This window comes from Pseudomonas sp. LBUM1662, assembly GCF_059695915.1.
This window is the reverse complement of sequence record NZ_CP166793.1, coordinates 3351363-3378082: the sequence shown is the minus strand read 5'-3', so window position 1 is coordinate 3378082 and position 26720 is coordinate 3351363. Positions and strand designations below refer to the sequence as shown.

General features: G+C 56.1%; 22 protein-coding genes and 1 pseudogene. 9 read left to right on the top strand and 14 right to left on the bottom strand.

Features of this window, described 5'->3' with window-relative positions; translation table 11 throughout:
* The first annotated feature begins 5 nt into the window (after positions 1-5).
* The 5 genes from ACA049_RS15210 (at position 6) to ACA049_RS15190 (ending at position 5676) form a co-directional block, all read left to right on the top strand.
* A complete protein-coding gene (locus tag ACA049_RS15210) occupies positions 6-560 on the top strand; it encodes a helix-turn-helix domain-containing protein (protein WP_109631250.1) in 555 nt (184 codons plus the stop codon).
* A 20-nt stretch (positions 561-580) separates the two neighbouring features.
* Positions 581-1921, top strand: a complete 1341-nt coding sequence (locus ACA049_RS15205) for a glutamine synthetase family protein (protein ID WP_497336737.1) — start codon at positions 581-583, stop codon at positions 1919-1921.
* Between the two features lie 335 nt (positions 1922-2256).
* Entirely contained in the window at positions 2257-4818 is a 2562-nt protein-coding gene (nirB, locus tag ACA049_RS15200; protein ID WP_497336735.1) for a nitrite reductase large subunit NirB, read from the top strand.
* Positions 4818-5195 (top strand): nitrite reductase small subunit NirD, encoded by a 378-nt coding sequence (nirD, locus tag ACA049_RS15195; RefSeq protein WP_497336733.1) that lies wholly within the window; start codon positions 4818-4820, stop codon positions 5193-5195. The genes nirB and nirD overlap by 1 nt, the downstream gene beginning before the upstream one ends.
* A 40-nt stretch (positions 5196-5235) precedes the next feature.
* Positions 5236-5676: a CBS domain-containing protein gene (locus ACA049_RS15190; protein WP_109631260.1), complete on the top strand. Its 441-nt coding sequence runs from the start codon at positions 5236-5238 to the stop codon at positions 5674-5676.
* Positions 5677-5887: 211 nt separating this feature from the next.
* Here the strand turns inward: ACA049_RS15190 and ACA049_RS15185 are convergent, their stop codons facing one another.
* The 7 genes from ACA049_RS15185 to ACA049_RS15155 all read right to left on the bottom strand — a co-directional run bounded on the left by ACA049_RS15185 (position 5888) and on the right by ACA049_RS15155 (position 14620).
* Positions 5888-7084 carry a hypothetical protein gene (locus tag ACA049_RS15185; RefSeq protein WP_497336731.1) on the bottom strand — a complete coding sequence of 399 codons (1197 nt, stop codon included), beginning with the start codon at positions 7082-7084 and terminating at the stop codon, positions 5888-5890.
* A 289-nt stretch (positions 7085-7373) separates the two neighbouring features.
* Positions 7374-8018 (bottom strand): MliC family protein, encoded by a 645-nt coding sequence (locus ACA049_RS15180; protein WP_497336729.1) that lies wholly within the window; start codon positions 8016-8018, stop codon positions 7374-7376.
* 104 nt (positions 8019-8122) lie between these two features.
* The gene (locus ACA049_RS15175) at positions 8123-9403 is read right to left on the bottom strand and encodes an NAD(P)/FAD-dependent oxidoreductase (protein WP_497336727.1); all 1281 of its coding nucleotides are present in this window, start codon (positions 9401-9403) and stop codon (positions 8123-8125) included.
* Entirely contained in the window at positions 9396-10979 is a 1584-nt protein-coding gene (locus ACA049_RS15170) for an aldehyde dehydrogenase (NADP(+)) (RefSeq protein WP_497336725.1), read from the bottom strand. The genes ACA049_RS15175 and ACA049_RS15170 overlap by 8 nt, the downstream gene beginning before the upstream one ends.
* Positions 10980-11041: 62 nt before the next feature.
* Positions 11042-11989 carry a dihydrodipicolinate synthase family protein gene (locus ACA049_RS15165; protein WP_497336723.1) on the bottom strand — a complete coding sequence of 316 codons (948 nt, stop codon included), beginning with the start codon at positions 11987-11989 and terminating at the stop codon, positions 11042-11044.
* A 58-nt stretch (positions 11990-12047) separates the two neighbouring features.
* Positions 12048-12974, bottom strand: coding sequence for a 4-hydroxyproline epimerase (locus tag ACA049_RS15160; RefSeq protein WP_497336721.1), 927 nt, complete (start codon positions 12972-12974; stop codon positions 12048-12050).
* 11 nt (positions 12975-12985) lie between these two features.
* Positions 12986-14620: an APC family permease gene (locus ACA049_RS15155; protein ID WP_497336719.1), complete on the bottom strand. Its 1635-nt coding sequence runs from the start codon at positions 14618-14620 to the stop codon at positions 12986-12988.
* Positions 14621-14887: 267 nt separating this feature from the next.
* Here ACA049_RS15155 and ACA049_RS15150 point away from each other — a divergent pair, with 267 nt between their 5' ends.
* Positions 14888-15661, top strand: a complete 774-nt coding sequence (locus ACA049_RS15150) for a helix-turn-helix domain-containing protein (protein WP_497336717.1) — start codon at positions 14888-14890, stop codon at positions 15659-15661.
* A gap of 173 nt (positions 15662-15834) precedes the next feature.
* Entirely contained in the window at positions 15835-16500 is a 666-nt protein-coding gene (locus ACA049_RS15145; protein ID WP_497336715.1) for a dTMP kinase, read from the top strand.
* Positions 16501-16684: 184 nt separating this feature from the next.
* Here ACA049_RS15145 and ACA049_RS15140 read toward each other — a convergent pair.
* The 3 genes and pseudogenes from ACA049_RS15140 to ACA049_RS15130 form a co-directional block, all read right to left on the bottom strand.
* Positions 16685-16918 (bottom strand): annotated as a pseudogene (locus tag ACA049_RS15140) (cupin domain-containing protein); the annotation flags it as partial.
* Positions 16919-17493: 575 nt separating this feature from the next.
* Positions 17494-17769 (bottom strand): hypothetical protein, encoded by a 276-nt coding sequence (locus ACA049_RS15135; RefSeq protein ID WP_497336713.1) that lies wholly within the window; start codon positions 17767-17769, stop codon positions 17494-17496.
* A 20-nt stretch (positions 17770-17789) separates the two neighbouring features.
* Positions 17790-18101 (bottom strand): hypothetical protein, encoded by a 312-nt coding sequence (locus tag ACA049_RS15130; protein WP_497336711.1) that lies wholly within the window; start codon positions 18099-18101, stop codon positions 17790-17792.
* Between the two features lie 1296 nt (positions 18102-19397).
* Here ACA049_RS15130 and ACA049_RS15125 point away from each other — a divergent pair.
* A complete protein-coding gene (locus tag ACA049_RS15125; protein WP_497336709.1) occupies positions 19398-21668 on the top strand; it encodes an nSTAND3 domain-containing NTPase in 2271 nt (756 codons plus the stop codon).
* Between the two features lie 30 nt (positions 21669-21698).
* Here ACA049_RS15125 and ACA049_RS15120 read toward each other — a convergent pair whose 3' ends face one another.
* The 4 genes from ACA049_RS15120 to ACA049_RS15105 form a co-directional block, all read right to left on the bottom strand.
* Complete coding sequence (locus tag ACA049_RS15120; RefSeq protein ID WP_429514856.1) at positions 21699-22538, bottom strand: abortive infection family protein; 840 nt, start codon at positions 22536-22538, stop codon at positions 21699-21701.
* A gap of 291 nt (positions 22539-22829) precedes the next feature.
* Entirely contained in the window at positions 22830-23627 is a 798-nt protein-coding gene (locus tag ACA049_RS15115; RefSeq protein ID WP_497336707.1) for a pentapeptide repeat-containing protein, read from the bottom strand.
* Positions 23628-24143: 516 nt separating this feature from the next.
* Complete coding sequence (locus ACA049_RS15110) at positions 24144-24758, bottom strand: DUF3223 domain-containing protein (RefSeq protein ID WP_497336705.1); 615 nt, start codon at positions 24756-24758, stop codon at positions 24144-24146.
* 186 nt (positions 24759-24944) lie between these two features.
* On the bottom strand, positions 24945-25922 hold the full coding sequence (locus ACA049_RS15105) for a 5'-nucleotidase (RefSeq protein WP_497336703.1): 978 nt from the start codon (positions 25920-25922) through the stop codon (positions 24945-24947).
* 194 nt (positions 25923-26116) lie between these two features.
* Between ACA049_RS15105 and ACA049_RS15100 the strand changes: the two genes are divergently transcribed.
* Entirely contained in the window at positions 26117-26581 is a 465-nt protein-coding gene (locus tag ACA049_RS15100) for a hypothetical protein (protein WP_497336701.1), read from the top strand.
* Positions 26582-26720: the final 139 nt, after the last annotated feature.

Genomic DNA, 26720 nt, shown 5'->3' with positions numbered 1-26720 from the left:
CAGGCATGAACAAGCAAGAAGAAATCGCTGCGCTGGCGATCCTTATTCACGACCTGCGCAAGCACAAGAAATACACCTTGAAGGACCTGGCCGACCAGATCGGTCGTTCCGTCGGCTTTCTCTCGCAGGTCGAACGCGGCCTGTCACGGCCCACCGTGGCCGACCTGACGGCAATCAGCGAAACCCTAGGCGTGCCGACCACCTACTTCTACAGCCTGCCCAAACCCAAGGAATTGCCGTGGGTCACCCGGCCGGACGAGCGCCGCACGCTGTATTACGCCAATGGCATTACCGACATTCTGGTGTCGCCGAAAATGCGTGCGTCGTTTTCCATGCTCGAAAGCCACCTCGAAGCCGGCGCCAGCAGTGGCGAGCGGCACTTGAGTGACAGCTCGGAGCAGGGCGGCTACGTGCTCGAAGGCGAACTGACGCTGTGGTTGGGCGATGACGAGGCCGTCACCTTGCAGGCCGGCGACAGTTTTCAATTCGACAGCCATACCCGTTGCCGCTACGGCAACCTCACCGAGCAGCTCACGCGAGTACTCTGGGTCTACACCTGATAACCACAATAGGACCAACCATGATGGACGCTGATCTGCTGGCCGAGGTGCGCGCCTTTCGCCAACGCTACCCCGATGTACGTTACGTCGACCTGATTTCCCTGGACATTCCCGGGCACTTCTACGGCAAGCGCTATCCCGTGGACATGCTGGAAAAGGTCGCGGCCGGCAGCGCGCTGAAGCTGCCGCAAAACTGTGTGCTGCTGGGCGTGCAGGGCGGGTTGTTCAAGATTGGTGACTATTGCTTTAACGACGGTGACCCGGATGCGCTGCGTCGTTTGGTGCCAGGCACACTCAAACCGGTGAGCTGGGAAGCGCAACCGCTGGGGCAGATGCTGATCACCTCGGACGGCACCGAGCAACCGATCGTGTTCGAACCGCGCCAGGTCCTGGCGCAAGTGTTGGAGCGGCTCGCCGGCAAGGGCATTCATCCGGTGGTGGCGTTCGAGCTGGAGTTCTATCTGTTCGATAAAAAGCTGCGCGACGGACTACCGCAATTCCCTCGGGATGACCTGACCGACGATGCCGACGATCAACCGAACATGCACATCGAACGCCTGTCCCGCTTTGCGCCGGTGCTTGATGACATGGTCGAGACGTCGCGGGCGCAAGGCATCGACACCACGGTAATCACCGCCGAACTCGGCCCGGGCCAGTTCGAGATCAATTTCGGTCACCTAGACGATGGTTTACGTGCGGCGGACTGGGCCGCCTTGTTTTGTCGCAGCACCCGTGGCGTGGCGCTGAAACACGGTTATCGCGCCAGCTTCATGGCCAAGCCTTACTTGCAGCACCCGGGCAGCGGCATGCATGTGCACGTCAGTCTTTATGACGCTGCCGGCAATAACATTCTCGCGGCGAACCAGCAGCAATCACTGCGTCATGCGGTGGCGGGCTGCCTGGAATTGCTGCCGCATTGCATGCCGATTTTCGCGCCGAACCAGAACGCGTTTCGCCGTTTGGGCGGCACGACGAACATCGCCACGCGGGCAAGCTGGGGTTTTGAGGATCGCGATGCATGCCTGCGCATTCCGGAATCGGATGCGAAAAACCTTCGCATCGAACATCGCCTGTCGGGTGCCGATGCCAACCCGTATCTGGTGTTGGCGGCGATTTTGGTGGGGTTGGAACATGGCCTGGAAGCCGGCAACGAACCGATCCTGCCACTCAACGAAGACCGCAGCAGCGGAGTCGACTTCCCGCTGGAAATGCTCGAAGCGGTGCGCGCCATGCAACACCAACCGCAGCTGCGCGAAGGGCTGGGTGCAGAGTTCGTCGACGTGTATTGCGAGAACAAGCGCCAGGATCATCTGGCGTTCATGCAGGAGATCAGTGCGCGGGAGTATCGCTGGTATCTGTAATGCACTTTTATAAAGCTTTCGTGCTGGGCCATGCACTACGTCAAGGCAGAAACGGCGGGGTTCATAGTCTTCAGGGCCTGGCAAAGGCCTTAAAACACTGACTTTCAGCGTTTGGCACAATCACTGCATTACATCGATCAAGGCCCACCGTGAACGCAGTCGAGTGGGCCGCCCCCTCGGTCAACGACGATCGATTCGTGGGCTACATCGGTGGGTCAGGCATAGACGTCTGGTTTCAACACCGCAAAAGAACAGGCAAAGACGCCTGGAACCGCAAGGTTTCAGGCGTTTTTTTTTGCTTTTTGAACCGTGATGGGCTTAGCCGGGTGCTTCTTATGAATTCCAATGTGGCCGCGTTGAACAAGCTGCAAACGCTGATCGTGATCGGTAACGGCATGGTCGGACACCATTGTGTCGAACAGCTGATCGAGCGCGGGGCGCTTGATCACTATCGGCTGCACGTCTTCAGCGAGGAGCCGATGCGTGCCTACGACCGCGTGCACCTTTCCGAATACTTCACCGGCCGTGACGCCGAGTCGCTCGCCTTGGGCGAAGCTTCTCTGTACCAGACCCCGGGCGTCACCTTGCACTTGGGTGTGCCGGTCCTGGAAATCGACCGCGCCCGGCGCCAGCTGATCACCGCACAAGGCTGCGTCGCCTACGACAAACTGGTCCTGGCCACCGGGTCCTACCCGTTCGTGCCGCCGATCGAAGGCGCCGAGGGCGATTCACGCCTGGTGTACCGCACCCTTGAAGACCTCGATGCGATCCGCGCTGCGGCGTCCAACGCCCGACGTGGCGTGGTCGTCGGCGGTGGCTTGCTCGGGCTGGAAGCCGCCAACGCCTTGAAAAGCCTGGGCCTGGAAGCCCATGTGGTGGAATTCGCCCCGCGCTTGATGCCGGTGCAACTGGACGAGCAGGGCGGCCGTGCGCTCAAGGCACAGATCGAACGCCTCGGCGTCGGTGTGCACCTGTCACGCGGCACTCAATCGATCAGCGCCGGCGAGGACTATCGCTATCGGATGAATTTCGCCAATGACGAATTCCTCGAAACCGACCTGATCGTGTTTTCCGCCGGCATCCGCGCCCAAGACACCTTGGCGCGCCAGTGCTCGCTGGAAGTCGGCCCGCGTGGCGGCGTGGTGATCGACAACCAATGCCTGACCAGCGATCCGCACATTTACGCCATCGGCGAATGTGCTGCGTGGAATGGCAGCATTTTTGGCCTGGTCGCCCCGGGTTACCAGATGGCACGCGGCGTAGCGGCGCTGCTGTGCAACGAAGCCGCCGAGCCGTTCATGGGCGCGGACATGTCGACCAAACTCAAATTGCTGGGCGTCGATGTCGGTTCCATCGGCGATGCGCATGGCAGCACGCCGGGTTCGCGCAGTTATCAGTTCATCGACGAAACCACCGCCAGCTACCGCCGATTGGTGGTGGATGCGACCGGCAAACACGTGCTCGGCACAGTGCTGGTCGGTGACAACAGCTATTACGACACGCTGCTGCAATACATGCAGAACGCGATTGCCTTGCCGGCGGAACCTGCCAGCCTGATCCTGCCGTCGTCCGAAGGCGCACCAACCCTGGGCCCGGGCGCATTGCCCGAGTCGGCCACGGTCTGCTCGTGCCACAACGTCACCAAGGGCTCCATTTGCTCGGCCATCGACGGTGGCTGCACCGACCTCGGCCTGCTCAAGTCGCAAACCAAGGCCTGCACCGGCTGCGGCGGTTGTGCCGGGCTGCTCAAGCAGGTCTTCGAGCATGAGCTGATTGCCCGTGGCGTCAGCGTCGACAAGAGCCTGTGCGAACACTTCGCCTACACCCGTCAGGAGCTTTACGCGCTGGTTCGGGTTGAAGGCGTGATCACCTTCGAAGAGTTGCTGGCCAAACATGGCCGTGGACACACCGGTTGCGACGTGTGCAAACCGGCGGTGGGCTCGATCCTCGCGTCGTGCTGGAACCAGCCGATCATGGACGCCTCACTGGTGCCGTTGCAGGACACTAACGACACCTTCATGGCCAACATGCAGAAAAACGGCACCTATTCGGTGGTGCCGCGCATCCCGGGTGGCGAGATCACCGCCGACAAACTGATCGCCATCGGTGTGGTAGCGAAGAAATACGACCTCTACACCAAAATCACCGGCGGCCAGCGCATCGACCTGTTTGGCGCGCAGTTGCACGAATTGCCAGACATCTGGGCCGAGCTGATCGAAGCAGGTTTTGAAACCGGGCATGCCTACGGTAAATCGACCCGCACGGTGAAGTCCTGCGTCGGCAGCACCTGGTGCCGTTACGGCGTGCAGGACAGCGTGCAAATGGCCCTGACCATCGAGGATCGCTACAAGGGCCTGCGCTCGCCGCACAAGCTCAAGTTCGCGGTGTCCGGTTGCACCCGCGAGTGCGCCGAAGCCCAGAGCAAAGATGTCGGCGTGATCGCCACCGAAAAAGGCTGGAACCTCTACATCGCCGGCAACGGCGGCATGCGTCCGCGTCACGCCGAACTGTTTGCCACCGACCTCGACGATGAAACCCTGATCCGTTACATCGACCGCTTCCTGATGTTCTACATCCGCACCGCCGACAAATTGCAGCGCACCTCGGTATGGCGTGAAAGCCTGGAAGGCGGCCTCGATTTCCTCAAGGACGTGATCATTCACGACAGCCTTGGCCTGGGTGAAGAACTCGAATCGCAGATGCAGTTGGTGGTCGACCGCTATGAATGCGAGTGGGCCAACGCGCTCAAGGACCCGGAAAAACTCAAGCGCTTCCGCACCTTCGTCAACGATAAACGCCCGGACCCGGACATCCACTTTGTCCAGGAACGCGGCCAGCGGCGCCCGATCATGGCTGCCGAACTCAACCTTATCCCTGTCACCGAGGAGATTGCCTGATGAGCCAGCCCACTACCCGACGCATCGCTTCCCTGGAAACCGCCGACGCCTGGCAAACCGTGTGCGAGCAACAGGACCTGGTCAGCAACTCCGGCGTGGTCGTGTGGCTAGACGGCGCGCAAGTGGCGCTGTTTTACCTGCCGGGTGCCGAGGGGCGGACCCTCTACGCCATCGACAACCATGACCCGCAATCCGGAGCGAATGTCATCGGCCGCGGCCTGGTCGGCAGCATCAAGGGCGATCTGGTGGTTGCCTCGCCGATCTACAAACAGCATTTCCGGCTGGAGGATGGAAGCTGCCTGGAGTACCCGCAACAGCGTTTGCGGGTCTGGCCGGTGCGATTGAACGGCGGGGTGGTGGAAGTCGGGGTGGTTTGACGGTCATTAACGGCATCGCGCAACAGAATCGGAGCCACGTATGAAAACAGCCGCACAGTTGCTGAAACTCAAGGTCGTACAAAACCGCCAGGTGCACAGCATCGCGCCTGACGAAATGGTGCTGGACGCCTTGAAACTCATGGCCGAAAAGAACGTCGGGGCACTTCCCGTCATCGAAAAAGGCCAGGTGGTCGGGGTGATCAGCGAGCGCGACTATGCCCGCAAGGTCGTGCTGCAGGGGCGTTCTTCGGTGGGCACGCCGGTGCGCGACATCATGAGCGCGCCGGTGGTGACAGCGCCGAGCCAGCAGAGCATCGAGCGCTGCATGGAAGTCATGACCGACAGCCATCTGCGCCATTTGCCGGTGGTAGACGACGGCGAACTGATCGGCTTGTTGTCGATTGGTGATCTGGTCAAGGAAGCCATCGTCGAGCAGGCCGACCTGATTCGGCAGCTGGAGCATTACATTCGCGGGCACTGAGTGGTCACTTGGGATTAACCTTCACATTCGCGCGTTTTAGATGACTGCTGCGGGCAAAAACGAAGCTACTTTTCGCTCGTGGGAGATACGCTTATCTGCAAGACTAATGTCCCACGCAAGCAAGTGTTAAGACCGTGAAAACACGATTAAAAACGCCGAAATAAGCAATAAAAGTGTAGAGACTGACTTGAATGCAAGTCGTTATTTGCCTTCATCTCGGCTTCAAACTGGCCAAGTAGGGGCGGATTCGCATCAGGGCTAAGGAGGCCACCAAAATGGCAGTTGCATCACAAATCACCCGCGCCCATTGGATATACCCAACAGGAGACTCATCACCAATTCCCTCGAAAGGTCGCACGAGTTCCATCCATCCTGAAACAACGAGGCAACAGATTGCGCAATATGCTACGGCAGGCAATGGGTTGATTAATTTGGAAATGTTCATAGCCAAAAACGTCGTCAGGACAAAGTATCCGGCATACGCCAATACGAATCCTATTAGGTTCTTCCATTGTGTCTCCCCTAGATAATCCTTTGTCCAGGGCACAGCCACGAGGATGAGAAGGAGGATGGCAAGCAGGCCTTGAGCTTTACATCCGACCTTATGTTTTAGAGATGTGGTCAGATACCAACCAGTCAGAACACAACCCAAGAACGCAACGAAGTGAGCGACCTCTTTAGACCCGAAGGCCCAAGCTGGATTGGAGCCAACCATGTACAAAGGCAGAAAAGTAATGGATGGGGCCGCAAATAGGCCTATGGCGAGAAGGAGGATGCCCATCAAGCCGATACCGGCCCGGAGAACCTCATGCTTTCGATCTGGATTCTTAAGCGTCGTAAATGAGCGCCATGCAATGCGTCCCTTGGCCCCTGACTCATGCTTAACGTACTCGACTCTGTAATTCGTCTCACTGCGAGGATCAACTGCGGCTACGAAAATGCTCTCGATTGCGTCGCACCCTCGATCCAGCGCTTGACGTGCGTGGGGCGCGCCTGCGCCTATGGAGGTGTATTCATCTGTAACGTCCCTGATCGTTACATAGCCTCGGTTCGTAAGCGATTCGACAAGCCAGCAAGTTTCTTCAGTCAGGACCAGCAGCCAGGATGATTCGCCCAGTCTCTTGAGTTCCTGATTCGCGAAGGAGAGGAAGTCAACAGCAAGGAGGGGTTCAGGTCGGGCAGGGCGAATAACCCCCGTTTTATAGGGTAAGTCGAGCATGAAGTACGCAAGTGTATTACCAGCGGCAACGTTTCCAGCGCCACCTACAGCAATCAGTCGAGAGCCTTCAAAGGTGACTGGTGTCTTCGGTACGAACAGCTTGGACTGAATATCCCACGATCCAAGGAATGAGTTAGTGGTAAGCGTATCTCCCGCCAAAATCTTTTTGTCCCAAGTGATCGTTGTCAAAATGTCGAACCATGCTGATTAAGTGGACGGATTGTACAAGAGTGCTAGCCGAAGTTCAGTTGAACTGGCGCAATGGTTCCGGGGCTCAATCGGGTGTTATTACGTTCAATCTGCGACCGCATACCCTCAAACGAAACACCGTACAGATAGGAAACCTCAAGACCGAAATCCGGAATGAATTAACGGAAAAAAGGCTGTGTCTTGGCTACTTGAAAATAGATAAAGGGGTGTGAGCCAGATAGTGACGTTCCTGGCAGAAATATGCAGACATCGAACTGGCCGAGAAAAATCAGCTGACAGGCTCGACCGTGCAACTCATTTCCCGTGAGCCTGGCTTCTGGAAAAGCACCACGCTGCCGTCCTGCCAGAAGCTGTAGTTGCCTTGGTAATCCTTGCCGGTGTAGCGGGTGCCCGACTCGCTGGGCACCTGGTTCAGGGTGACCGCGGTGTTGGCCCATTTCAGGTAAACAACACCCGGCCGCGTGCTGAAGAAGGTGGCGGCAATCAGCGCATTGAACCCTGCGCAACGATACGCCAGAGGGCCTTCGGTGAGTCGGTCCGGGTCTTTGGTCCGGACAATCGCCGAGCCTTGGCGCAGCTGGTGCGCGCGCTCGGCGTAACTGCGGATGACGCATGCCTTTTGCTCTGGTCCCGAGGCACACTCGTTACGGGCAGCGATCCAGAACTGCTGGTCGATGATGACGTTGTCCGGGGGCGGAACCGAGCGTTCATCCGTGAGCGCCAGGCGATACAGACGCGTCAGTTCATTGTCCATCTGCATCAGTTGCGGGTCGCGACAGATGAGCTTTTCGACGGAGGCTTTTGCCTGAGTGCAGTCGATACCGGGAGGAGGCGCAGCGTTTGCGCAGGTACTCGCCGCCGCGCACACGCCGGCAGCGAGCAGACAGGTGAAAAGGGCCGTGACCGTTTTCATGTTGGCTTCACCCAGATCATGACTTGATGCCCGGATTGCCGTGGGTGTACGCAGTGTAAGTCAGTGTTCAAAAGTTGCCACACCCGCCCGGCGGCGGGGGGGCCTCAGAATCGGTCCAGCCTGTACGGATCAATTGCGGGTAACCCATGGGTAGCGGTCGCCGGCAAAGCTAGCTGGGCGATGAGTTCGGCAGTGACCGCTGCCTGCGTCAGGCCCAAATGCTGGTGACCGAAGGCGAGCAGCACCTTGCCGTCGCACACTCGATCGATGATCGGCAGGGAATCCGGCAAGGACGGGCGAAACCCCATCCACGGCGTGGCAGCCTCAGGGTTCAAGTCGCGCTTGAACAGGCCTTCACTCAACCGGTGCAACTGCCAGGCACGTTCCATCACCGGAGGCCGGTCGAGGCCGGCGAACTCGACGGTGCCGGCCAATCGCAGCCCATCGGTCATCGGAGTCATGATGAATTTGCGCTCCAGCGAAGTGACGGCAAACGGCAAGCGCCCGTGTTCATGGGGCAACATCAGGTGATAGCCGCGCTCGGTATCCAGCGGTACGTTTTTGCCGGTCAGCGCTGCCGTCAACTTCGCGGAGTGCGCGCCGCAGGCGATCAGGGTCTGGCGGGCGGTCAAACAGCCCTGGTCGGTGATGAGCGAGACGCCGTGCTCATGCAGGTTTGCACCCAAAACCTGTTGCTTGAGGAAATGCACGCCGCTGGCTTTGGCGGCATGGACCAGTTCGCAGACCACCCGGTAAGGGTCGAGAAAATGCCCGGTGCGCGAAAAGAACAGCCCGCCCTGAATCCCCTCGCTGAGTTGCGGCGCCGCCTCGCGCACGGCGTTGGCGTCCCAAAAATCGACCGGCACCTGCTGATGCCGCATCCGTGCCTGTAGCGCTTCAATCGCCTGACGCGAATCGGCGCGCTCGAACACCAGTAACGAGCCGTCCTCCCGCATTAGTTCGGGGCGGGCAATGTCCCTCAACAATCGGTTCCAGGCGCCGAGGCTGCTTTCGTTGAGCGCACGGATACCGGCCACGGTCCGTTGGAACGGAGCCGGGCGCAGATTGAGCAGCAAGCGCGTGAACCAAGGCAGGGCACGCGGCAGGTATTTCCAGTCCAGGCGCAGCGGGCCCATCGGGTCCATGAGCATGCCGGGCAGGCGTTTGAGGATGGACAGGTCGGCGATCGGAAACACCTGTTCGGTCGCCAGATGCCCGGCATTGCCAAACGAGGCGCCTCGGCCGGGATCCTGCTGGTCGATGACCACCACCCGCAGACCCTGGCGTGCCAGTCGCAAAGCGCAGGCGACACCGATGATGCCGGCGCCGACCACCGCCACATCTGCGTTGTCGTGCGGGTTGTTTGGAGCGGGGGAGTCAGACATTTTCCTGGGTTTCCCTCTGGCCATCGAGCAGGCGGCGCAACTGCAACGGATTGCTGTGCTTGAGTGCGGCAGGCAGCAAGGCGTCCGGGAAGTCCTGATAGCAGACCGGCCGCAGGAACCGCAGGATGGCAGCGGTGCCGACCGAGGTCGTGCGCGAGTCGGAGGTGGCCGGGAAGGGACCGCCGTGGACCATGGCGTCGCACACCTCGACGCCGGTTGGCCAGCCGTTGACCAGCAGGCGGCCGGCCTTGCGTTCCAGCGCAGGCAATAACGCCCGGGCGCTTGGCAGGTCGGCGTCATCCAGGTGCAGGGTGGCGGTCAACTGACCTTCGAGGTGTTCGATGACCTGACGAATTTCGTGGTCGTCGGCGCATTGCACGATCAGCGAGGCGGCACCGAACATTTCTGCCTGCAAGTGAGTGTCGGCGAGGAAATCCTGTGCCTGGGTGACGAACAGATGGGCCTGGCCTTGGTTCGGCGTTTCACCCTTGAGACCGGTGGCTGACGCTTGGGCACGCTCACGCATCGAGCCGACGCCCGCCTCATAGGCATTGAAGATGCCGGGCGTGAGCATGGTCTGCGCGGGGCTGCGCTTGACGAGGTCTGCCGCTGTATTGATGAAGCGATCGAGGGCCGGACCTTGACGGGCAATCACCAGGCCGGGGTTGGTGCAGAACTGGCCAGCGCCCTGGATCAGGGAGGCGACGAAACCCTGAGCCAACGCTTCGGCGCGGGATTGCAGGGCGTCCGGGAACAGCAACACCGGGTTGATCGAACTCATTTCCGCGTACACCGGAATGGGTTCGGGACGTGCCTGGGCCGCCTGGCACAACGCAATACCGCCACTGCGCGAACCGGTGAAACCCACAGCCTTGATACGCGGGTCGGTGACCAAAGCGATACCGACTTCACGGCCGGAGCCGAACAGCAGCGAAAACACGCCTTCATGCAGATCGCATTTCGCCACGGCCCTGGCCACCGCGCGGCCCACCAGTTCGCTGGTGCCAGGGTGGGCGCCGTGGGCTTTGACGATCACTGGACAACCGGCGGCCAATGCCGATGCGGTGTCACCTCCGGCAACCGAGAACGCCAGCGGAAAATTGCTCGCGCCAAACACGGCTACCGGCCCCAGCGGCACTTGGCGTTGGCGCAGGTCCGGACGCGGCAGGGGTTGGCGTTCAGGCAGCGCTGTGTCGACCCGTACGTCCAGCCATTCGCCGGCCCGCACGGTGCGGGCAAAGGTGCGCAATTGCTGGCAAGTGCGGCCACGTTCACCCTGGATGCGAGGGCGCGGCAGGCCTGTCTCGGCGACGGCGCGTTCGATCAGCTCATCACCCAGGGCTTCGATCTCAACGGCGATGGCTTCGAGGAAATCAGCGCGTGCCGCCAGTGAGGTTTCGCGATAGCTGTCGAAGGCTGCCCGGGCCAAGGCGCAGGCGTGTTCGACATGCTCGCTGGTGCCGCCGGGATAGGCCGGATCGAGCGGTTTGTCGGTGGCGGGATCGATCGCCCGGATCGCTTCGCGAGTGCCGGTAATGGCGTGCTGACCAATCAGCATCTGGCCTGTCAGAGTCATTAGCGCTTTCCTGGAAAAGAGGGTGGCCCGCTGTGTTTCACAGCGGGCGCGTTCAGGTGAGGTCAGGCGACGTTCTGTTCTGCCGACCAGTTTTCGTACCACTGGCGGAACAGCGCGTACTGGTTCTCGGCGTAATGACGCTGGACATCGCTGAGCGCATCGGTCTCGTTGAAATGCAGGGTGTATTCCTTGTTGCCGTTGAGCACCATCAGGTGCTTGTAATACAGCACCAGGTCGCAGCCTTCATCGAAGGACGACAAGACGGCCAGCGCCGATTCGAGCTCCCTCGCCAAGCGCCGAGCCTTGGAGTCGCCTTTGGCCGCCTGCTTGCTCAGGGCCACCAATTGCAGCACCTCGCGGGGCAGCGCGTTGCCGATGCCGGTGATGGCGCCGGTAGCGTTGCAGTTGACGAAGCCATGCACCACTTGGGTGTCGACACCGACCATCAGGGTGACGTCATCGTCCTTGGAGGTGATGTTTTCGGCGGCGTAGCGCAGGTCGGCGGCACCGCCGAACTCCTTGAAGCCGATCAGGTTCGGGTGTTCGCGACGCAGTTCGAAAAACAGATCTGCACGGGTAGCGAAGCCATAGTAAGGACTGTTGTAGATCACTGACGGCAGATTCGGGGCCGCCTTCAGGATGGCGGAGAAATGAGCCTTTTGCGCAGCAGGAGACGCACCTCGGGAGAGGACGCGCGGGATGACCATCAAACCATGGGCGCCGACTTTGGCTGCATGGGCCGCGTGGGAAATCGCTTCGCGGCTGTTGACCGCGCCAGTACCGACAATGGTCGGAACGCCGGCGGCGACCAGACGCGCCACGCCTTCCTGACGCTCGGCTTCGGTGAGCAGGGGCCAGTCACCCATGGAACCGCAATACACCACCGCACTCATGCCGATATCAATCAGTTCGCGACCTTTGGCCACCAACGCGTCGAAATCGGGTTTGCGCTCGGCGGTGCAGGGGGTCATCAGTGCAGGAATGCAGCCAGTGAAGATGCTATCGCTCATTGTTGTAACTCCTTGAAGCGTTCATTCAAATGGATTGAGGGAAGTGCCGCGTGGTCGCTCAAATGCCCCACGCGAAGGGATCCTGTTCGTCGATCAGCAGCGTGCTGTCGGCGGTCATGAAGGCCTGGCCGGTAATGAACGGGCGGACACGTTCGCCTTCCCATTCGTAGCTGCCGACGAATTGGCTGGCAGTGATGCTCGCTTGTACCCAGGGCTCACCGGCGGCCAGTTTTCCATCGGCTGCCAGACACGCCAGTTTGGCGCTGGTGCCGGTGCCGCAGGGCGAGCGGTCGTAGGCCTTGCCCGGGCACATGACGAAGTTGCGACTGTCGGCACGGTCGTCGTCGGCAAACAGCTCGACATGGTCGATGAGGGCGCCGTCTTCGCCATGAATGCCCTGGGCTTCCAGGGCCTTGAGCATCGCCCAGGTGTACTCGGTGAGGGCTTCGACGTTGTCGAGTCGCAGCACTTGACCGTGGTCGGACACCAGGAAAAACCAGTTGCCGCCCCAGGCGATATCGCCGTAAACCCGGCCGTGTCCGGGGACTTCCACCGACACTTGTTGGCGGTAGCGGTAGGCGGGCACGTTGCGCAGGGTCACGGTGCCGTCGTCATGCAACGTGGCGCTGACCGGGCCGACCGGTGTGTCGATCTTGTGCACGCCAGGCGCGATGTGCCCCAGGTAATGCAACGAGTTGACCAGGCCGATGGTGCCGTGACCGCACATGCCGAGGTAGCCGGCATTGTTGAAGAAGATCACGCCGCAGGTCGCATCCGGCGAGACCGGCTCGCAATACAGCGCGCCGACCAGCACATCGTTGCCACGGGGCTCCAGCAGGCAGGCCCGACGCCAGTGGTCATGTTGATCGCGCAGGGCATCGCGCTTCTCGACCATGGTCTGGCCGGGCAGTGGGGGGAAGCCGCTCATCACCAGACGAGTCGGTTCGCCGCCGGTATGAGAGTCAATGACATGAACCCGTTTCATATACCTATCCTTTAGAAGTGCGCAGGGGCAGGGCGTTGGGTCGTTGTGGTGCCGGCGCGTGTCGAATCGGCTTCGCTTTCATCGTCTTCGGACTCGAGACGGACCAGGTACGCCGGCACGCCGGTGGCCGCCCCCCAGCAATAGATGCCCAGCGCGCAGGCCGCCACGACGAGGGTGTCGAAGGGATGGCTGAGGACGCCAAGACCACCAAAGCTGCCGAGTTTGGAGAGCACGATGGTCACGGCGTAGAAGCCGATCAGCCATGCGGACGAGCGTACTTGTTGGGTCAGGCTCAGATGTTGAGTCGGTACAAAACGGCCACACAGCAGGTACACGACGAACATCAGAATCTGCAGGCCAAGCAGCCAGGACACGGTGCTCCAGCCCGACCAGTAAACGATCAGCGCAGCGATGACGAATGACAGCGGACCGAGGACGCTCATCCACTTGACCCTGAACGGGCGCGGCATATCCGGCGCATTGCGACGCAGCGCGGCGACGGACACTGGAGCGACGGCGTAGCTCAACACCAGCGCGGCGGATACCACGTTGATCAGGGCTTCCCAGGAGGGGAAGGGCAGGGTCCAGAACACCGACAGGGCAAAGGTCAGCCACAGCGCCGGGCGCGGGATGCCGGATTGTTCGTCGATACGGGTGAACACCTTGAAGAAGGTGCCGGTTCGCGCCCAGCCATAGATCACTCGCGGTGTCGCGTTCATGTAGATGTTGCCGCAACCACTGGGGGAGATCACCGCGTCCGCGACCACCAGATAAGCCAACCAACCCACGCCGAGCGCCAGGGCGATGTCGCGATAAGGCAAGGCCAATTCCTTGGCCACACCGGCCCAACCGTTGGCCAGCATCTCGGTGGGCACGCCGCCGAGGAAAGCGACCTGCAACAGCACATAGATCAAGGTCGAAAGCAGCACCGACAGGATCAGTGCAATCGGAATCGTCCGTTGCGGATTCTTCACTTCGCTGGCCACCGAAATGATCGGCGTCAGCCCCAGGTAAGCGAAGATCACACCGCCAGCGGACACCGCCATCTCGATACCCGACAACCCGAATGGCGCAAAGCCTTGTGCCTGGAAGTTTGCCGGTTTGAAGAAGGTGAACAGCACACCGATGACCAGCAGCGGAACAATGAACTTGAACACGCTGACCAGGTTATTGGCCATGGCGAAAGTCTTCACGCTCCGGTAGTTGAGCAGGAAGAACAGGCAAAGCAAACCGAATTGCACGAGCCAGCCAATGATCGTCGGATCGCTGGAACCGGCCTTGGTCAGCTCGGGAAACCAGGCAGCGGCATATTGGCGAGAGGCGACCACTTCGATCGCCACCAGGCTGGTGAAGGCGATCAGCGTGATAAACCCCATCAAGTAGCCCAGCAGCGGACCATGGGAATACACCGGATAACGAACCACGCCACCGGCACGCGGCAACGCCGCGCCCAATTCGCAATAAACAATGCCCAGCAGCAGGACCGCAAAGCCGCCCAGGAGCCAGGAAAAAATCCCCGCCGGCCCCGCAATCGCAGAGACGTGGCTGGCTGCGAACAACCAGCCGGAACCGAAAATGGCGCCCAAGCCGATAAACGTTAGGTCCATCAACGAGAGTTGTTTTTTGAACTTGCCTTTGCCTGACATAGCGTCGCCTTCTTGTGAGTTATTGGATAGGCAGGTGTGCATGCAATGGCGATAGAGTGAACGCGTCAGGACGCTGGCGATTGATGTTTTCCATGGATGCGAATGACGAAATCAGCACAGTACGGATGGCTGATCCGGCCATGTCGCTATCAACTCGACATGGCGTCAGCCTTGGGGCAATCTGCCTGCGCGCGCCTCAATACCGGCGCTGAAAGGTCCTGAGCGAATTGGGCGCAAGCGTGGTTTTTTAGTGGGAGAACACGACTAATGACGCAGAACGCATTGGCGATCCTGTGCCAGGGGAACGACCGGAATCGTCCCGATACCCTCGAAGAATTACTGGCGGGCGTGGCACTGCTGTTGCCGATGCTGGATGTCATCCCCAATGCCGCGATCTTTATCAAAGACGTCAAGGCGCGCTATGTCATGGCCAACAGCACGCTGGTTCAGCGCTGCGGATTGAAACAGCTGCAACCGCTGCTGGGGAAAACCAGCGCCGAAGTCTTCCCGGAACAATTGGGGCCTGGCTACACCGAACAGGATCGTCGTGTACTGGAGCAAGGCTTTGTCTTGGAAGACCAATTGGAATTGCACTTGTACGGCAGCCGAGAACCCGGCTGGTGCCTGACGCATAAACGCCCGTTATATAACCGCAACGGTGAAATCATTGGCCTGGCAGGGATTTCGGTTGACCTGCAAACGGCCAGTGACACACATCCGGCCTATCAACGATTGGCCGCCGTGGATGAACACATTCGCGCGCACTTCAACCGCCGCATCACCTTGGGCGAACTCACGCGGATCGCCGGCATTTCAGTGGCGCAACTGGAAAGGTATTGCAAGCGCGTGTTCCACCTGACGCCGCGGCAGATGATTCAAAAAGTTCGCCTGGAACACGCACATCGTTTGCTGCACACCGAGATTCCCATTACCGACGTGGCACTGCAGTGCGGTTACACGGATCACAGTGCATTCACTCGGCAGTTCAAGGCGTTGACTGGATTTACGCCACGGCAGTATCGGCAGGCGACGGGGTATTGAGTTGGGCTGAGCCGTGATCGGAGATGGATTTGAGGCCCATTAGCGGAAACCGGGTTAGAGTGTTCAGCAATGTCTGTTCATAACGGCCCTCCACTCGATTCGCACAGTCGCGCCAAGCGATTCCAGCGAACGAACCGGGCAAATAAAACCATCTATCAATCGTTGTTTGAAGAATGAATCGTCCGCTGTTTGTTTCTCTAGATGGGCCCAAGGGAACCGGCAAAACCACATTGTTGGAGGCCGTTACGAAAGTACTGAGGGCAGACAACAAAAAGGTGATCCGACTTTCCGAGAGTAAAAGCGATCCCTACAGGGGTGAAACAATGGCTCTCGTTAACAGACTCGTCAGAAATCCCAGCCGGGATCTGGAGTTCGAGGTGTGTGAGCGCCTTGCTGATAGCCGTACCTGGATTTCCCGGCACGTGCTGACGAAACAGCCACCCGGCAGCATTATCCTGATCGACCGCTGGTACCCGTCTGATGCGGCGTTTCGCCGGATCGTCCCGTTTGCAGAGATTCTGCAGTTGAACATTGATCGAAAGGTGCGAGTGCCAGACTTGCATGTCGGGGTTGTCACCGACCCGGAAATTTCATGGGCGAGGGCTGCCGCACGATCGCGTGGGCTGAGCAGTACGGTGATGCATAAGCTGGAAGAACATGTCGCCAGTACCCAAGCGTTCGAGCGAGCAGTTTCAGATAACGGCTGGGTTTTATGCCGTAACGAAGGAACGATCGAAGATGCGACGATGCAGGTGGTTTCTGAGATCTATAGCGTCCTTCGAAATCCCGTGGGGGAAGATCGCTGTGCTGGCCTTGATGCGGTTGAGGTAGATCGTTAGCAGAATTGCTGGAACAGGGAGTTGAGTTGGCTCGTACTGGGATGGGGATTGGTGGCCTGGCAGAACCTTCGGTAGAAGTTCCGCTCTGACACATCATTTAACATAATATACATTACACGTAACAACGTGTTTCGAGATTAGCCCGGTTGCACGCAGATTTTGAAGCGTTCAACTCACTGACCCCTCATTCCTGGGTCAGCTCGCCAATCAGCTCAGAATGCTCTGGAAATTGCTCGCTAAGCTTTTTCCGATTTCCCAGTTCCATATCCGCGTAATCAAACCCTGGTGAAACCGCTTCACTGATCAATCCGTATCCCGACGATCCATCGATAAGCCGCGAAGCTTTCCAGACTCCGCCTGGTACATGCAGCTGCAAACATTCTCCGGCGATAACGTTGCTGCCCATCACCACAGTTTTAGTACGTCGAAGCAATTCTGACCCCAGATCTGGAAGCAAAATGAATTAACGCGCATCTGTTGCCTTGTCGCTAACATTACTTCCGCAAAAATCGCCATTTTTTCGTAGACGCCTTTGTTCATTCTGTCCACTTATGCAGTCGCTCTTGAATTACTTCGTGTGTCATTCGTAGGTCGCTCTGAGATCCTTGCTCGTTATCGCAATTAGCCGATCTGCTAACGAACGGGCCAACGTCAAGCGTTCTGTCGAAAGTAAGTGCACCAACAATTCCGGTAGAAATTATTGAATCACCTTTAGATGAAATCACGATGTCATCACGTTAGGGGGAATTCAGACCAAAGGTATTAAATTCGTCTTGGAGGTAATTCTTTCATCATGCCAGCAAAGAACTAACTTAAGACCTAAGGTAACAAGCATGTTCGTTTCCCAATCGATCAAGCACCAGTCCAACGGGTCAAACGTGGACTTCAATATTCAGTGAAACCCTCAGAGCTCGGAGGTTTTAACTTTGCTGAAACAGTCGTAAAATTGGCTTTTTTGCACGTTTATTTTCAATGTGGCTCAACAAAATTAATCTAATCCAGATTGGTGAGTTCGAGGCTTTCCTGGAAATATGTCGGGTCAAGCAACGTAATGATCTCTCGCGGCGAGAGATAATGTCGCATTGCTAAAATGTCCAGTTCTGTAAGAAAACGCACCAAGCTGCCCACTTCAGCAATGTCTAGCTTTTCACAAGCCTGCTGATAGTCAACACTTATCGCTCTGTCAATCTCGAACAGAAGTCCCACGCTCTCGACCCTGGTAAGCCCGTCCTTCCCTGACTCTATTTTAGAGTTACGTGCAGTCAACATCATCCACCTCTATCGAAGCGTCAACGTGTGACCCTTAAAGGTTTTTCGGCACGGTGGGCTGCCTCCACTTCCTTTAGACCGAGCACATGCTTGAGCCTATAGGTTGTTTCACAGCTAGACACTTTCCGGTCTAGATCACCTCGCATCTCTAGCAAGGCGATGACTTCATTCACTTTCACGTCGAATTTTTTCATGAGCATGGAGAGCTTTTCAGCGAAAACCAGCTCACGCTGAATGCCTTCGTCCTGTCGAAGAGCACTGATTTCCTGCTCAAGCTCATGGATGCGTTCTTGAGCAAGGCGAATTGCTTCCAGCCGGTTCGGCGCGTTCATACCAAAGCGAGCTCCACGGTCTCCTCATCGAATTGTAGCGTACCCAGATGCCCCCCTTTACCATTCGTCTGAATCGAAAACGATAGTTGCACGTTTTGCAAAAGAGCTCTGTGTAGATTGTTGCCTGTTCGACGAAGATAGCTTACGAAGCAAATCCTTTTGATAACCTGCCTCTATCAAGCATCCAGCGCAGTTCGAGTAGCATTCGATGCATCAGCCCAGAGGAAGAACGCTTAATCCATAAATTGACGTTTTTTCCGCTGAGTCGAAAATTTGCGTTGAATTGAGTCAATTTGTGCGAAACCCGTAGAGCCTGGCGTATATTCGAATCCAATTATGGTCAAATTGGGCTGTTCATAGGCCGAGACAGCACGCAGAAACCGTTCACCCTGTTGATCCGGATGTTATTGATGGCTTCCCTCTTATATTTTTCCAGCGCTACCCCACCGAATCGTGCGTAGATCTAAGGTTGAGTAGTCCATTCGTCTATTCCATACGGATGATTGTGCCCAATAGTATTTGCTTGAGCGCAGTGTACTTAAGGTATTTTTATGTACGATAATTTTTATAAATTTAATAACTCGACTAAAGAGGCATTTAGTTGAGTTAAATATTGCATCGGTTTGAGACGGTGCGCATTAGAATTCTTTTTCTTAACGAGTCCACTCTCCTCATAATCCTGATCTCCGGACTTCGGCTCAGCACCTGTTCATAACACCCGATAGCGTCGCGAGTGCGGCCAAGTGCCTCATGCGCAAGCCCGTGCACCTTCAACGTGGTTGGCTTCCACCCCGAGTTGTTATTCGCCCCCAGCGTGAATGATCTAATCAGAGGAGCCAAAATCCTCTCCTATTGAACCGTACCGAGCCTAGTTTGAGCATGGACTGCGTAGTCAAAATAACGTACGTCTAGTTAGTTGAGCTCAGTAAGACTGCATCCGCAGCATTCGCTTCCAGCGCCCCGCCGCCCGGTACGGGCACTCCCCTCCCCCCGGTGACTTTCATAATCAACACGAGCCAATTCTCATCCAATCCGTTCTGGTCGTCAGCACGCAGCGGCGTCGCAGCGAAAAGCTCTACACCTTCTTTGAGGTCGAACAGGGAAAGCTTGTACCCATCGCCAGTCTGGCTGTTTGCGGTCAAACGGAAGCCCAGGCGTTCGGTTCGCGAATCCTCCTTTCGAGATGTTCGCGGAAAGCATTCCCGCTCACTGCTGTGTAAGCGAACGCACGCGCCCAGCAGAGCAAAAGGCCAGCAGAATGCTATCTTAGCAAACTGTCATGGAACGGGTGCCCAAGTGAACGAATACGACTTTTCGCGTCTCAACGACAAAGAGTTTGAAGTGCTGTGTACTGATCTTATCGGCGCCGACAAATGCGTCAGGTTTGAACGATTCAAGCCTGGCCGCGACGGTGGAGTTGATGGGCGGTATTTCACACTCACTGGCACTGAATGGATCTTGCAAGCCAAGCACCGCCCTGGCACTCCATTCCCTCAGCTAGTGACACACCTACGAAACTCCGAGGCGTCAAAGGTTGCTGCACTTAACCCAGAGCGCTACCTTCTAGCGGTTTCGCATTCGCTTACGAGGCTGAACAAGGAAGAACTGGTCGCGGCTCTACGCCCTCAGGCGTCCTGCCCAATCGAAGTCTATGGTCGGGAGGATCTGAACGATCTTCTTGCCAGACATACCGAGGTTGAACGCCGGCACTTTAAGCTATGGATCAGCAGCTCTGCTGTTCTGTTCAGCTTGATCAACAACGCCATCAATGGCCGCAGCGAAGCCATGATGAGAGACATCCTGGAGAAGTCAAAAATCTTCGTCCACACCCTCAATTTCGAATCGGCCGTGGACAGACTGAACAAGCTCGGTACCGTTATCATCACGGGCGAACCAGGCATCGGAAAAACAACGCTGGCGGAGCAGCTTATTCTGCTCTACGCGAGTGATGGTTTCGAGCTCACGTGCATTAGTGAACACATCCAAGAGGCAGAGCAAGCGTACGCGCCTGATCGGCACCAGCTCTTTTACTTCGACGATTTCCTAGGACGAAATTACCTCGAAGCGCTGTCAGGTCATGAAGGTAGCCAGATCGTCAATTTTATCAAGCGGGTAAGCCGTGACCGGGCGACGAAGAGATTTGTACTGACTTCGCGTTCCACGATCCTGAATCAAGGACGAATCCTCAATGATGTCTTTGAGCATAACAACGTTCACAGAAATGAGATGGAGATCAAGCTCGACTCGCTTTCAAGCTTGGACAAAGCCCATATTCTCTACAATCACATTTGGCATTCCGGGCTTTCACCCGAGCACATAGACCAATTTTATATCGAAAAGCGATACCGTCAGGTAATCAACCATCGGAATTTCAATCCGCGGCTTATTCAATTCATCACAGACCCTCAGCGCCTAGACGACGTGGCAGTTGCTGGATATTGGGAATACATTCAGGATCTTTTGGATAACCCAGCAAAAATCTGGGCTCATCCATTTGACGCGCAATTAGACGACTTTGGCCGATTTCTCGTGCTGCTGGTGGCGTTCAATGGCCAGAACATACTGGAGCACGATTTAGCTGCAGCGTATGCCAGCGGTTTGCTCATGCCGGGACACGCGAATTTTGTGGGCAAGCGTGACTTTCACTATGCCATACGCCACTTGTCAAATTCACTAATAACGCGAATCGTGGTAGGCGACAAGGTCTATTACAAGCTGTTCAACCCATCGCTAGGGGATTTTGTGCTGCATCGCTACTCAGGCTTAATGGATTCGCTCGAAAGTGTCTTCAAGAGTCTGCGCAACCTCAGTGCGCTCAACGTGCTGCTGGACATGTCGGAAAACAAGTTGATTGGGCACAAATCAAAAGGCGAAATGCTAATTTCACTTCTCGAACACGAGGAGGCATTGAGTTTTAAAGGTTGTGATCCAGAATATCTTTCGAAACTCTATCTATGCGCCGTTAGAGCGCACCCTTCTATTGCAGTCACCCCAGTTTCCAGAGCGCCAGGGGGAAGTATTCAGCGTCTAAAGAGAATAGCTCAAGCGCTATTGATCAGCCCCATCACACACAAATACATAAACAGCTTAAGACTGATAAAAACGTCTTTCGGCTTCGAGTTAATCCCATTAGAAGAGTTGCAAAAATTCGTCTTGGAAGTCATTACCTTTGGTGTCGGGAGTGAGGAGCTGCCAGTATTAGGAGAGCTTGTCGCGGAGCTCGAACTCAACGAAATCCACGACGCCACTGAGCCGTTTTCAACTCTCGCTCAAAACTTCATGTACGACGCGCTGGATGACATGTTCGACGATGGGGACGTGTTTACAAACGGTGATGATTATTCTGCTGCATGCAAGCAACTCGAGCATATGATCCAGGATAAGTTTACGAGCTGGCAGATCGCACCAACCAACGCAATGATCGATGAGATCGTGGATGCATTCGATGTCCGTGAGCGGATGAGAAACTACTTTGAGGACGCAGATCAGCACTATATCTCGCCTCGAGCTGAGCCGAACCAGCTTGAGACAATGAGTATCGATGACCTCTTTTCCAGGGATCGCTAAAACTTTTTCGAGGTTTGCTTACTAGCTTGGTCAAACAGGCAATTTCGAAACTCGCTCGTCCCAGGTCTCAAGCACAAACACGGCGATGGTGTGGGCAGCATGCACAGCTAGCCGAGCATGTCGGGGTTTAAGTTTATAGGGACGTTTCACTGAACCGTGAGCGGAACTGCCGTGTGTACGCAACGCACCGATGCCATTAACTGTTGCCATGATTCCACTGATGATCTCTTGCAGATCTCGCTCCTCGACAATCGACGCGTCCAGGCCGAGATCGACTTTGACAACCTTCCACACAGCCTGAAGATCCTGTTTAGCAGGCATAGTGAGATGAGAGTGTTCCTCGATATAGATTTTGAAAATGGTTTCGAGAATGTTGCACGCTGCAGACACAGCTTCACGGGGGCTTGCGGTGACGTTTTTCAGAGCTCGCTCGAACTCAAAATCGATGACTTCAAGATTTCGCGCCTTAACCAATTCTGCCAGCGACTTGGTGGCTATCCCCTGGCCTCGATGCAACATCCCTCCTGGGCTGTAAGAGAATCCTGCTCTGGCTAAGCTGTCCTTGATCCTATTTACCCTGGTTTTTTGAGCCTCAATGGCTGCTTCTGGTTGCCAGAAGCTCGTGCTCGGTTCCGGCGGCTCCATGTATTTTTCAATAATGCGCCCAATGACGGAAAGGGAGAGTTCGCCGCATTCCTTGTTGATTCGTCGAAGCCACTCAAGCGCCTTTACAGCCTTGCTTCCGTCAGGTGGATCACCGGGTGCCTCCGCGTACATAAAAAGGCTATCCAGGCTCGCATGCGTCTCCGTCTCGGAAACAGCGTCAGCGATAGCGGCCAGAACATATGCAGGAATGGGAAGCTTATCCATCAGCTAGACATCTCGTAGGGCGTCCCTGCGATTGTAGCTGAGGCTTAGTGAGGTCACTAGCGCAGGCTAACGGCTAGATGTCGACCATCCAGGTATCAGATACACCTCTAAAGTCTGGCTGAGACACATCGGATTTCATTCAAACGAAGATGTGGGCACGCTTTCATGTGAACCAGGCACCCGGCTTAACACCAGGTGCTTGGCTTTATGGCCACGCCCACCTGCACCGATGTACTCCCAATGAGTAATACATCGCTCTATCGCGGTTAGATCAATGTGACGAAGGAGAAACTAGATCATCAAGGCATGCTTATGTCTCATCGAATACCGATCGGTTGGCTTCGAGGAAAGAAATTTCCCATGAGAACCCCCGAAACCACATTCGTTGACGTTGGCCCCACGAAGGTCTGCTCCCTCAAGTTTGCACGAGAAGAAGTCTGAGCTGCGCAGATAGGAACGGCGCATATCGGCGCCGGTGAGATTTGCGCGCGAAAAGTTACCTTCGTATACGTGAATCCCCGGCCAGGTTGAATACAAATCGTCCATGTGCATGAATCGGCAACGCTCCAAGTTAGCCCCCATGAAATTCGTTGCGGATTCTGCCCAAGCCGAGTTGAAGACGCTATTAGGCGCGTGCAGGCCCTCGAAACTGAGGCAGTCGAATTCCACGACCGTATACAGATGATTGTACAGCTCCTGGCTGAAGTGGAATTGCTCAAAGGAAACACCACGTTTGCGCGCAACAATCCCAATCGGATGGCATTTATCTGCAGCCTCAACCAGAACCTTCAGTTGAGCTTCGAAGAGCTGTGGTGTGTAGAGAAGCCGTACAGGCTGATCCCAGGCGCCATTTGATAGGTTTTTTTCGTAGTAGGCTGCACAAGCCTTACCTTCTTTCGAGACTTCGTTGTAGCCGATTCCCATCTCTCGGGCCGTGATTTGGAGCCAATGGTTCAGTTTGAGCTCACCGGCAGTCTGGCGCTTGTATAGAGAGAGCGCGGCTGGGCTAGTCGGCCTAATTGGGAGAGCGGAACGCTGTTTTGCCAGGTATCGAATATGCTGGTGCAGTTGAGATTCAACATGCTTCATGACTATTCCTCGTCAGGTACTGGCGTCCTAGTCTCCACCACCTGAAAAAGGAATGGTTTTTGGGTATTGCATACAGCGCTGGCGCGATTGCTTCACAGGATCTAGGACTGAAGGCCGCCAGGATGACCCGTCCAAAATCCTGCTAAAAATCGCTTCAAAAGTCAACACTGCACCCGCCACGCTGAGCAGGCTATCTATGGACGGACTCACTTGGGGGGGGGTAGGCCCGCTCTCGTGATGCGAGTGGGCCAATACGTAGACACAGTTCATACTGACGACCAGCTCGTACTCTTCTACCCAAGCTCGGCCTTCGATCGACCCAGTATGAATTTGGAACCCATTGGGTAACCACAGGCCTTAATCGCAAAGAAGCAGTCCTGTCACCCGCTCCGCCGCTCCGAGTCGCACCGCAGATATCCCGTGACACCTTGGGGATTAATCGGATAAAGCTCCTCCGATGGCCTTGGGCGGCTGGTGAGAACGCAGTCCAGGATTGTGGCGCAGGTACGGTAAAAATCATGTGGCTGAGTACACGATGTGCCCGGCGGTTGGCTCTGCTGTGTTCGTAGTGAGCGGTACGTCACTCCGCCCTCCCTTCGCTACATTGGTAGCCTTCAAAAGTGGCTGAAGCTCAGCATGTAGACGATGGTACTCCTCAAATTCTGAAGACACCTTTTGATCGACCAACGCCAAATTCTCTCCATTTCCGGACGTTTCAAGAGTGGTCAGATCGACCTGGCGATCCTGACAAAATCGCTCCAGCAGAATCCAGAACGGCTCCCTGTGATCGATGTGCAAATTCTTTCGATCTGTGATGATCGCCCCGCTCACCGCACAACTTACCGGCATGCCCAGCGCGTCACGAAATGCGATCAATTGAGAGCGCACAGCAAACCTCAATGCCTCGCATACCCTGCCATGTGGCGATTGGACGACACCGGTGATGCAGCGTTTGTAGGAGAAACCATCTTCACTGCCATCGGTGCGAACAAGTTTGATCCCCCTACCCGCTCCCAAGGCATTTCTCACGATCTTGACGTGGTCGATCCCGACACCAATTTTTCTGCTTGCCTCCTGATGCAGTGCTATTAGCAGGTGTATTTTTTGGACTGCGACCTTGTTGGTGATCACGCCTATTGGTGCGTTTTGCAGATAGTCTTTGAGTCGATCCAGCAGCTTTTTTTTGATTTGTACTCAAACGGCCCCAACCAGAACATTCAGAAGTCTCCCTACCTCATCGGTTAATCCGAGTCGCGATCGCAAGACGCTGGGTGTCGCCTCGTCAGAGAAACCGCAAATAAACATCAGGTCGTAGTCCTACACCACTACCTGATCAGCCTCAGTCGCCATAGCGTCCTCCGTTGTCGCATTGTTGGTAATGCCAAAAGGAATGTGTACAGACGGAGCAACCGCGCTGGTCGATTTCAGATGCCCTGATTGGTCATCGAAGAAAATGTGCGGTTTCAGTACGCCCAAAATCTTTCCTTTCTCGATGCCCCCCAGAAAGAAAGCGTCGTTGGCCATGACACCCCAACTCTTGAGCGTATTCATTGCACGCTCATGAGACGGAGCATTACGTGCCGTCACGATCGAGACGCGGATGCGGTTTTCGTACTTCGGATTTTCCTTTTTGTGCTTCTCCTCGACCGATTGGATCTTGGAAATGCGCACCATGAACTCCTTCAGCGGCCCAGGGTTATGCGGCTCCATCACGTTCTTCACTTCATGGGCATGAAACACTGACAAGCCAGAGGCCTGCATGATCGTTTCAGATTCGTCGCCGGCGAGTACGCCGTCAAAGTCGAATGCGATGCGTAGGGTTTTGTCGGCTTCGTCGTCTTCGAATTTCGAGTCGAGCACTTGGCCCGCCGGATACCCGGCTTTAATAGCGGCTTCCACGTCTTTTTTGTCACCAGACAAAAACAAAGCGATATTCAGTGCCGGTATGTACTCGTAGGGAGATTTGCCTTGCATGAAAATCGCCCTGGTCATTCCGAGTCCGTAGTGCTCGATAGTCTTCAGTACGCGCAGCCCGGTATCAGGATCATTTCGCGAAAGAAGAATGACCTCTACTAGCGGATCCTCAGGATTAACGCTCAAGTCATTCACCGACAGCAAACGCTTGATGAAGGGGAATGCAATCCCCTTAGGAAGCGGGACGTGGAGGTTTTCTTGCTGAAATTTGCGGTACTCCTCCTCTCCCTGACTCTTGAACACGGCATCCGACGCCACCAAGTCGAAAACGGCGCTGGAAGCCACGCCTATTACCAAACGATTTTCTAGGTCATAGGGCATTCTTATCACTCATCTAAAATCAGGTTTACCAGGGTTAATTCAATCTGCGTCATTCAAGCAGCCTCTCGCTAACGCGCAGGATTTAAGTAGTTGCTTGTATATATAACACTTGATGCTTGTCAAGCGAAAGTCTCTTGCAAAGTAAAAATCTGCCATGTTAGCTTGTTCATATAACAATAAAAAGGAGTTATGCAATGGAGCCTTATTCCATTCACGTTGTACATTCAGAAAATACCAAAATGGCTTTTGTGATCTTTAATGACTTAGGTGAAGTTCCGCAGTCAGTGCGCGAGTGCAAATTCCAAACGATCGGATGGATATTATATGTGTTCGACAAAATGCGGGCGCTCGTAGACGAGTGGGACGAAATTGTCCATGAAAGCAACGTTTCCGATGCGTTGATAAATCTGGCGTCATTGGACTGGGAGACTGCGCGTGCGCTTGTGCGAGCTGAAACCTGGCGGGAGCGTTTCAGCCTTATTTGGCCGGTACTGAGCTATCAAGAACAAGAGCTAGCATTACGGTATGACTATGACGAAGAGTGCAATAAGAATTATTGGCCAGGTTTTGACTCGTTTAACATTATGTTTCGCGACTTTTTTAAAGAATCTCCCCTTCGAAATCGTAAGCGTGTGAGCACTGTAGGCCTGGACGAATAAAAAGAAGGCCACTCGTGCCGAATGGCGACTTCTTCTACGAGAAGACTCTCGCAGTAGGAAGCGGGACGTGGAGGTTTTCTTGCTGACATTTGCGGTACTCCTCCCCCCAGGCTCTGAAACACCGCGACGGACGCCACCA